Origin of the sequence: Paenibacillus macquariensis (genome assembly GCF_900156375.1) — a bacterium.
In the GTDB taxonomy this organism is placed as follows: Bacteria; Bacillota; Bacilli; order Paenibacillales; family Paenibacillaceae; genus Paenibacillus_AQ; species Paenibacillus_AQ macquariensis.
Map to the genome: position 1 here is coordinate 1 of NZ_FTNK01000045.1, position 9,512 is coordinate 9,512.

Annotated in this window: 8 protein-coding genes and 1 pseudogene; 1 reads left to right on the plus strand and 8 read right to left on the minus strand. The window is 39.2% G+C overall.

Annotated features, from left to right (window positions below):
- Positions 1-166: 166 nt before the first annotated feature.
- The 4 genes from BW961_RS28670 to BW961_RS28685 form a co-directional block, all read right to left on the minus strand.
- Positions 167-571, minus strand: coding sequence for a GNAT family N-acetyltransferase (locus BW961_RS28670; protein WP_038573410.1), 405 nt, complete (start codon positions 569-571; stop codon positions 167-169).
- Between the two features lie 290 nt (positions 572-861).
- The gene (locus tag BW961_RS28675) at positions 862-1,836 is read right to left on the minus strand and encodes a phosphotransferase enzyme family protein (RefSeq protein ID WP_068591330.1); all 975 of its coding nucleotides are present in this window, start codon (positions 1,834-1,836) and stop codon (positions 862-864) included.
- Between the two features lie 334 nt (positions 1,837-2,170).
- Complete coding sequence (locus BW961_RS28680; protein WP_068591332.1) at positions 2,171-2,443, minus strand: hypothetical protein; 273 nt, start codon at positions 2,441-2,443, stop codon at positions 2,171-2,173.
- A gap of 357 nt (positions 2,444-2,800) precedes the next feature.
- Positions 2,801-3,085, minus strand: a complete 285-nt coding sequence (locus BW961_RS28685) for a hypothetical protein (protein WP_068591334.1) — start codon at positions 3,083-3,085, stop codon at positions 2,801-2,803.
- Positions 3,086-3,289: 204 nt separating this feature from the next.
- Between BW961_RS28685 and BW961_RS28690 the strand changes: the two genes are divergently transcribed.
- The gene (locus BW961_RS28690) at positions 3,290-5,491 is read left to right on the plus strand and encodes a fibronectin type III domain-containing protein (protein ID WP_068591336.1); all 2,202 of its coding nucleotides are present in this window, start codon (positions 3,290-3,292) and stop codon (positions 5,489-5,491) included.
- A 191-nt stretch (positions 5,492-5,682) separates the two neighbouring features.
- Here the strand turns inward: BW961_RS28690 and BW961_RS28695 are convergent, their stop codons facing one another.
- The 4 genes and pseudogenes from BW961_RS28695 to BW961_RS31815 all read right to left on the minus strand — a co-directional run.
- Positions 5,683-6,069, minus strand: coding sequence for a DUF3888 domain-containing protein (locus BW961_RS28695; protein WP_076577116.1), 387 nt, complete (start codon positions 6,067-6,069; stop codon positions 5,683-5,685).
- A gap of 640 nt (positions 6,070-6,709) precedes the next feature.
- The gene (locus BW961_RS28700) at positions 6,710-7,786 is read right to left on the minus strand and encodes a polysaccharide deacetylase family protein (protein ID WP_068591340.1); all 1,077 of its coding nucleotides are present in this window, start codon (positions 7,784-7,786) and stop codon (positions 6,710-6,712) included.
- Positions 7,787-8,362: 576 nt separating this feature from the next.
- Positions 8,363-8,887, minus strand: a complete 525-nt coding sequence (locus BW961_RS28710; RefSeq protein WP_068591344.1) for a VOC family protein — start codon at positions 8,885-8,887, stop codon at positions 8,363-8,365.
- Between the two features lie 229 nt (positions 8,888-9,116).
- Positions 9,117-9,248 (minus strand): annotated as a pseudogene (locus BW961_RS31815) (DNA-binding transcriptional regulator); the annotation flags it as partial.
- Positions 9,249-9,512: the final 264 nt, after the last annotated feature.

The window sequence follows — 9,512 nt, forward strand, 5'->3', positions numbered from 1 at the left end:
CCTCTCCTTCTGTTTTATGCGGTTATACATTCTTTTCGACATTAAGCTTATCAAGACCTCTATTCACCTGAAGCTAAACTGCCCGTTAGCTTAATAAAAAAGAGCAGGCTACGTAGCACCTGCTCATCAATGTGTGTCATTCAACTATCGTTCCCCGTTAGTTCAATCATATCAACTCTGAGATAAACATTGGTGTAGCTCCATCCTCTGTATTAAAGCCAAATTTATTATAGAAATCCACTGCATGAGGATAAGAAATTAATACTTTTGTTTTACACCCTTTATATCTATCAAGCATTATATTCATCATTTCCTTACCTATACCTATACTCTGATAACTCGGATTAATAAGCATATAATGAAAATATACCGTTAAAACACCATCTGACAAAGCATTTATTAAACCGACAAGCTTTCCTCCTTCCCAAGCGGTAACAATTGAATGAGACCCTCCGATTGCTTGTAAAAGCTCGTTTGGATACTTGCCAGACTCCCATTCTACCGAAAGAAATAACTCTTGGAGTGCATCCTTAGTGATATCCTCTTTGCTTGAAGCGTAATAAATACTCACCCCTATACCTTCCTTTCATAAAACTAACTACGGCACAACATCTGTTTTAAACTCCCATATTTCGATGGTTTTGCAATCCTTACGAAGCTATAAAATAATACCGACAAAGCAATTTCGGATTTATCAAAGTGAATAATCACTTTATTTACCTCAATATACTATTAAAAATATGTATAGAAAATGGATTAATTGAAGTGGAATTTGTATTTATTTACATTAGAGAATTCATGAGAATACTTCTTTTACTTAAGCATACTAATCCTAAGAGGCTTATAGCGTTAATCTGCCCGTTAGCTTAATAAGAAATTCTCTTCTCTAAGGTATTTGATAAAATAGTTTTGTATAATTGATGGAAAGTTTTCTGATAAAGATTTATGCTCATCTGGATTTAATGTATGGAATGCAAAAGTCCTTACAATGGACCATATAAAAAACGCTTCTAATACTTCTATATAATTTTCTTGAAGCAGATGTACATTACTATATGTTGATATAAATATTTTTCGATTTTCAATTGAAAGATGCATAAAAGTTTCAGCAATATCGAATAAATAGAATCCATGACCACAATTGGAAAAATCAATTGGTCGAGAGCTATCATTGTAAAACACATAATTGCTTTCATGAAGGTCGGAATGAATAATTCCCCAACTATTCTGTGAGGATTTTTGACTTTCTATTACATTTGAGATTTTACGTACAGATTCTTCAATAATAGCAAAATCTTCTCTAGTTATTAGTTCTAAATTTAGCAGTTCTTTAAGTTGACTTAGTGACGTATATAAATTATCCGAATCATAAATTGGTCTTTTAAAATCTTCAGGAATATTCCATTGTATAGAATGTTTATGTAGAGCCGCCATTAAAAGAGCCAAACTTGTTGTTTCATTTTTTGTTGGTTCTCTGTTAAGCACTTCTCCATTAACCCAATTATATAAAGTCATATTTATTTTTTCTTCATTGTTTATTGTTGATATTTCTGTAATCAACTCTTCTTTTAGATTTCTTACAGGAGTAGGAATAACTAAATTAGATTCTCTCGCTAATGCTTCAAGCCAAATCAGTTCAGATTCAATAACATTTTTTGTTTTAATGGAATTAGTAGAAATATGGATTTTAATAAGGTACTTCAAACCTTCATCAAATGTATTCACTTGAAATGTTACATTGTCACTTTTCCCCAAATAAACAAGTTCTTCATAAATAATCGAGTAACTTTTCAAAGATTCTTTTGCAATTACTTCATAATCTATTTCAGAAAACATAATATTCACTCCAAACGGATAGGTTACAATATATTACCATATTACCGCATTTCAACTTAATAAGGGTAGGTCAAGATTAGTTCTAATTAAACATTACTGCCCGTTAGGTCAATAAGATAAATGAATAGTACCGTCCAGATGAGATATAAAAAATATGTTGACTGTCTCTGGAATCCTTCTTCAACTAATAATTCCTTTTCATAATGAGGCCGACAGGAAGCAGATAACGTTGAATTAAAAAAAATCTCAACCCACTTCTAAAAGAGTCTTTTTTCTTTAATTGCTCAAATGTCACCTAACAAATCTTATTTATGGTCGCTCCTCATCATATTGGTCACCAATTTTTCTTTTCGCCCTGTTGCCATGCGCCTTCTATGAATTGTTCTCTCGTACCAACAAATTCAACTCCAATTTCTCGGTAGATAATGTCTTCAAATCTACCTTTTTTGGGTATCCATACTTCATTGACTTTGTAGCAGTAAACATTCCAACCTTTAGTTGAACGTGTAGATTTAAAGCGAATAGATCGTCCTTCATGTTCTACAGTAAATTCAACCTTATCGTTCATTTGAGGAGTTTTCCCTATGCTGATATTTTTAATTTCCATGTTGTACCGCCACCTTTATGTTAGTTATGGATCATGTTCTTCGCCGGAACTTCTTTATCTGTTTTCATCAATCCGTCATATTAATAATTTCTGCATTTGTAATGATTTTCCTACTTCGCAAATGTAGTTGCATTGAGTTTTCAAAAGATTATTTTTGTGTGTTTGGATTGAAGAAAACTGCCCGTTAGCTTAATAAAAATGAGCAGGGTACGTAGCACCTGCTCATCATTGTGTGTGATTGAACTATCGTGTCCCGTTAGCTCAATAACGAATTCGAGTTTCAGAATACGTTTTAGCATTCTCGTCGACACATCGTCCTAGGACCTTACTTGATTTTTTAATGCTTCAATTATACCTCTAGCTATCACTCTTTTTTGTCGTTAATTCAAATTTCATTCCAGGTTTGATTAAATGATTCTGTGCCTCTTTTTTCTCATGGAAAAGTAAATACAAGTCTTCAGTTGTATCTCTTTGTGTATTCGGAGATTTGTGAAATTCAATTACTGCACTCCATAATCCATTTATTAGCTTCCTATCTTCTTCAATGATTATGGGTGTTGAGAAGTTTCCAACTGGAATAATACTTTGCCCGCCTTCATCAGCAGTTAGGAAATATATCTTTACAGTTCCTACTGTCATCATGATTTTATCAACTCTTTCATCGTACTTCAGATAACTTCTTATTTATGAACTACTCAATAAGCTAACAAAATGATCAGCAGCCTGTTTCTGGATTTTGTAATGGGATTCGAACTGAACAAAGTTTATATTCACAACGCGAACTTTTGTGATATATTATTATTCGAATTGAATGTCTTTTCCTATTTTTAAGAATAGAGGAATGAGGTGGTCATTATTTTTACCGTTCGAAAGAACACATCGTATCTGATCCTTATTTGCTTGGTTTTCTCCTTGCTTTCACCTGCTTTAATTTTTGCGCAAGAGAGCAGTGAGGCAGGCAATCTTTTGCTGGAAACCGACTCTACTCCCCCTATTATTAGCAATGTTTTTCCTGTTAACGGAAGTACCATATCAGAGAACACCACGCAACTATCCGCAGGGATTGGTGATACCGGATCAGGCCTAAACTTGAATTCGATCACATTCAAGCTCGATGGAGAAGTCTTAGGCACTGGCAGTATTCCCGTCAATTATATGCACGGCCTAGCGTTCACTTATTCCCCCGTATTACAATATGGAGCCCACACCTTTGAAATCCAAGTTGCCGACCAGGCAGGAAATCATGCTCAATTCACAAGTGTTTTCTACGTTAAACAATCCATATGGCCCGATGGAAGCACTTTGCATGCAGGAAATAATAGCTTCTACTCCGTAACTCTCTCTTGGACTGCTACCGAGGGGAGCAAGGGCTATCGGATCTATTCGGATCGATTAGGGCTTCTGGCAGAGCTTGATGAAACGATTCGATCGTATGAGGCGACAGATCTGGAGGCTAGTGAATACCACAGCTTTCACGTAGAAGCCCAGCTACCGGATGGCAGTTGGACAACGGATGGACCTTCTGTATTTACAGAAACGCTTCCTCTGCCGCATTCCCCCCCGGGGATCTGGGCGGTTTACCCAAGCACCGGAGCTACAGTAACGACGGCAAATCCGGTCATCACGGCTAAAATACGCGAAGCTCTCTTTGGAGGATTTGGCTTGCAAAAAGATTCTATCCTAGTCAAAGTTGATGAGGAGCTCGTGCCTTTCAGCTACGATGAACAAACGTGGAACTTGACAGCTGAAGCAACCGGATTAAAAAATGGCTATCATAGCATAAGAATCCGCGCAGTAGATAATGAGGGAGTTTATAAAGATTATTATGGCACATTCCATGTACAAGCTGTATGGCCCGCAGGGAGTGCCTTGAGTGCAGAGGATGTGGGGCAGACATCGCTATCCCTCTCTTGGACCCCTGCTGCAGTGAGCAGCGGCTATCGGATCTTCAGAAACGGTGAGCTTATCGACACGGTATCCGATACGATTCTCTCTTATGAGGCAAGTGACCTTCAGCCAAGCACCTCCTATACCTTTAAAATAGAGTCAAAGCAGACGGACGGCGTTTGGACAACGGACGGACCGTCTGTGTCCGCAACGACAGGTATGCTGTCAAATCCGTTCCTGGAACGGCTAATTAAGCTCCATGCCGCTGTAACAGCAGGCGATCCTTCTGACGTGCGGGATGTGCAAAGTTTGCGCGATGAAATCGCCGGAATGGATGAAGCGGCTAACCTGTCTCTGATCGATCCGGTATGGAACAAAATCAGCGCGAAGCTGCCTCAGGATGTAGACCAAACGGAGCTGAAAAGCAGCCTTTTTCAACTCATCAAAGCGGTCGGTTCGATCCATTACAACTCGTATGAAGCTGAATTGAACAACATACTAACAAATTCAGCTTTCCGCGAAACCTTAAACGCAATAGCGGCTGCCGGGGGACAAAATAGCCTAACGATCGTTGATTTCATGACCTTTCTGTCAGGCGACGGCGACAGCCTTGTAGGTCTTGAAGGTACAATCGTCAGTCTGCTTGCGCAAAAATTTAGGCCTGAGCTCGTTCAACTGGTCCTGGATAAACAAAAGCAGACAGCGCTTTTACTTGATGCGTTAGAGCAGCTGCTCGGCGATTCAGAGGCGTACAGAGTCACCAGCATTTTTAATCAGCTTGGCGTTACACCGCAAGATCTGCTGGCTACGGCGCAAAGCTTCCTGCAGAAACTACAGGAAGACAAGCCTGCCATTAACGCGCTGGCCGTTGCTTACATCCGCTCTGAAACGGTAGAGGCAGTCAAAATAACAGCCAATGGGAGAAAACACAATTTTTCGCTTAAGTTGCTCGACATTAATCTTCCTTACCTTCTTTTGAAGTGGTCGAAAGTATCCGGAGACGACAAGGTAACTGTCCTTTCAAACGGAGCGGTATCTATTCCTAATCAAATCGCAAGCGGCACTGCTGTGATTCAAGCATCCCTGCTCAATCCTTACGGAGGGAACACAAGGGTTATTTTCCAGAAGGAAGTGACATTAGTTAACGACGGCGGAAATTAACGTTGGCCTTCCGCGCCGCGCAAATGATAATACGACCAAACAAAACCGAGCGCTACCGGGGCTAATCGCCCAAGTAGCGCTCGGTTTTTGCGAACTGTAATTGCCTTTACTTCAATAAATCAAAAGAGGAGCTACCCGAAGCAGGCTCCCTCCACTATCGTGTCCCGTTAGCTCAATGGAAGATTGACTTTTTAGTTATTTTTATTACGTATAGCATGAAAATCACTCACTTGGTATCCGTCTGTACTTGCTTTGAAAGTGATTTGAACTATATCTGAGGTAGAATCTTGTTTCGTTACTCTCCCTTCAAGTATGAACTCTTGTTGAGGATAAGAATCCGATTTCCTGATCGGTATGATATGAGCGCTGTCGATGAGATAGTTATCATACTCCTTTTTAAGTACGCTCATAATCTTAGGACGAAGTTCGAAAATAAGGACCTCTTCCAAGCAATTACGTTGAATATCGGCATTATATTTAGATGGTGACTCCTCGCTGCGGTAAGCTTTAGCACAATCCGTAATTGTAAAGTTGGTTACCCCTATTGCCAAAATCAAAATTATACCTTTCCACCACATGAGAAATAGCCTCCATCTTTTTTGGTTATTTTGCTCAAGTGGTTTTCGAACTATCCTGCCCGTTAGCTTAATCATCATAGTCCACCGTAACATATTCTTGGCCTATGTCGATTAGCATTAGATATTATTGTCTTCCGACAGATGCCTTGTTGTGGAGTACAATTGATTCGAACCTACTTGGAACTCTAATAAGCGGTATTTAATGAGATACTATTCTTGTCACCCGAAATTTGTAAACGTCCCGGACTTGCCTCCGCGGCTAACGCTACAAGTTCTTGTCTCGAGCAAAGGACAAGAACTTGTACCCATAAAATTAAAAAAGCCCGCCTAGTGCGGGTTCCAATAGGTATATGTTCTTGTCCTCTTTGTCTGAGGACAAGAACATGTACTCTTAAAAGACAAGAACATGTACCCATTCCCTCTTACTTCTTATGTTCTTAACTGTAAATATATGGACGTTATGAATATCATCAATGTTGCGGGTAACTGCCCGTTAGCGGAATAACGACTCAGTTAACTTTACCGATACCTTAATAAGAACCTTAATAATCTCGTTTACGGTGATTTCGTCCAGTGTGGATGAATAATAGGTTGGATGGCCTCAGAACACGAGTATCTAGTCAGGCAGAGAGACTTTTGCTCAATTACGCTTTCTACCAGCGAGCAACTTCGATCCACTCCATAGCCAGAGGGCAGCGACAACTACTAGGACAAGTAGGGATTTGATCAGCGTTCTTGAACCTGCTTCAAATTGAATGCTACCGAGCCGCTTCTCAGCGTGTTTCATGAGGGATAGCTGCAGCACCGGATCATTGGCCATACCTCCAGTATTCATTCGAAAACCATTGGTTTGACCGGGCTTGTTTATACCCATCTTTACAGTAAACGTTACATCAATACCTAACTGATCGCATATATCCAGAAGCGACTCAGAGAAGCCTCCAAAAGGAAAAGCAAGCACATTTTTTTGAATGCCCAGCTTCTGCTGGAGGATGTCATTGGCCTGTTTAAGATCGTTAGTAACACGCAGCTTGTACTCTTCCTCCGTTTCCTTCCGCTGCTTGTCCTTCAGATAAATCCGACCGGCAAGCATTGCAGTCTCCCTGGTACTTCTGGAATTCGTTTTTGCATACTTGTGCGAGTCATACGAATGATTGAAAAATTCAATGCCGTTTCTATGCATCTGCTGAACCTGCTCCCAGGTCACCTTCGGAATCCCTGTATACTCCTTATTGTCGATTGCATTGACAATAAGGAAGCTGGACGCAGGGGCTTGATATTTCTGTAGGAGCGGATAAGCATACTTATAAAATGATTCATAGCCGTCGTCGAAAGTAAGCAGCACTGCGTTGTCCGGAACAGGCGATGAGTGAAGTATGAAATCTGTGTATTGACTCATGGAAATCCAGTGAAAGTTATTATCTCTCATTAACTCTAATTGCTTCTCAAAATTAGCAACGGATAATGTTCCAGGGTCCTTTGGCTCAGGACTGAGATCATGATACATCAGCACAAGAACGCGATCCTTATAGTAGTTTCCGTTTGGATTATTAGATTCAGGTTTTAATCCATCGTATGCAGAGATGGCACTATCAGTAAACATTTGGTTAATAATAGGGATTTTCGAATGGTATCTTTGAACTACGAAGTAGCTAAACACAGTTGTTGATATCACTAGCAGGAGAGATAGAAGAATGAATTTGATATTTAAATACATGTCGTCGCCTCACAGAGAATGATTGATGTTCGAATTGTAATTATGGTGAACATAGGTTAAATCCAAAGAAAAGGTGCTGCCTCATAGCAAATCCCTACATTATCGTGTCCCTTAAACTCAATAGCGGGAAACTTCACTTTTTTTTCGAAAAAATTTGAACAAATAAGTAATATTATCCCTAGGGTAATCAAAGGAACTGATAATGAAGAGTAAGGCTCCTGTATATCTATAATGCCTAATTCTCGATTAAAGGCAAAGCCGAATGCAAATATGAATATACCCGTAAGGCTAATATCTTCCCATTCATTGTACGATTTTCCATTCCCAATCACCACCTTTAAAATTTATATTAAAACATACTACTGCGCATAACTGCCCGTTAGCTTAATAAAAAAGAGCAGGATACGTAGCACCTGCTCATCATTGTGTGTTATTCAACTATAGTTACCCGTTCGCTTAATAACAGAATCTAAGTGTATACAATTTTTAAAACTAATATATTTGAGCCATACTGTCACATCTCAATTTTCAGCAAATTGTCATTTTTAACACTTTTTATTAAAACAGTTATTGCATTTATTCTCCACTAAAGCTTTTGGCCCATTCAGCAACCCTCCGACTACTTTCTTCTTCTGACAAATCCTCAATCCTAGTCATAATAGACCATCTTACTCCAAAAGGATCCAATATACTTCCGAATCGATCACCTGAAACAAAGTTTACAACCGGTTCCCTTACTTTTGCTCCTCTTGCTACCGCATTTTCAATTACCTGATCAACATTAATTACGTAAATTCCTAAAGAATAACACGCATTGTCTTCATCTGGCGGCAAGACCAATTTATATGCCGGATTCGCTGCCCCCAGCTGCAAAAAACCATTTCCAAAATCTAATTCCGCATGAACAATTATTTTATTGCCATTTCCATCAGGATATTCAGTAATATCCTTAACCCTTGCATTGAAAACAGTTTTATAGAACTCTATTGCTTCAGAAGGATTCTTCACTGTTATAAATGGGGTAATAGATGTACAGCCGTTGGGTGTTCCATTCTTTGTATATTTACCTGACACTCCCACATATTTTATGCTTTCTGTCATTTTTACTCCTCCTTTAAATGATCATAACATATCAATTTTATGCTTATACCTTCATTGGATTGAATTCATCAACTCATAGAAATATTCATTTGCAAGTTCTCCTTATTTTACAATTCATCAAGTGATACCAACCATCCATCGGTAATCATTGATTATCATCATTATAAAATAACTTCACTGACATCTTCTGTCAGTGAAGTTATCAAAGTTGATAATATTCCATTAACTCCTACGCAACAGCAACAAGTTTTTCCTTCAAACTCTGTGGTTCGATTACTTGAATGGATTTCCCGTAGGATAGGAGAAAATAAGGGACATATGAATGAATTGATTTTTCCTCAAGTAAAAAGATTGCCTCGCTACCGCACTATCCTGCCCGTTAGCCATACATGCAGCCCAAGAGCGGGCTGCACCACAGAGGATGAAAATGGATACCTCTGTCTATACTGTTTGTACGGCTGGCGAAGAAGGTCGATAAGCTATGGTGCCATTGAGCCCAACCGTTAGTCTGACTCCGACCACCACGGTGCATCACAGAATGTCGCACCCTATATGGGTAGCACTCATGGGAGATTAATCCTTTTTTGGTTGTTGCACCAGCCTTGCCTTTTTGTTTGTTGTCTAT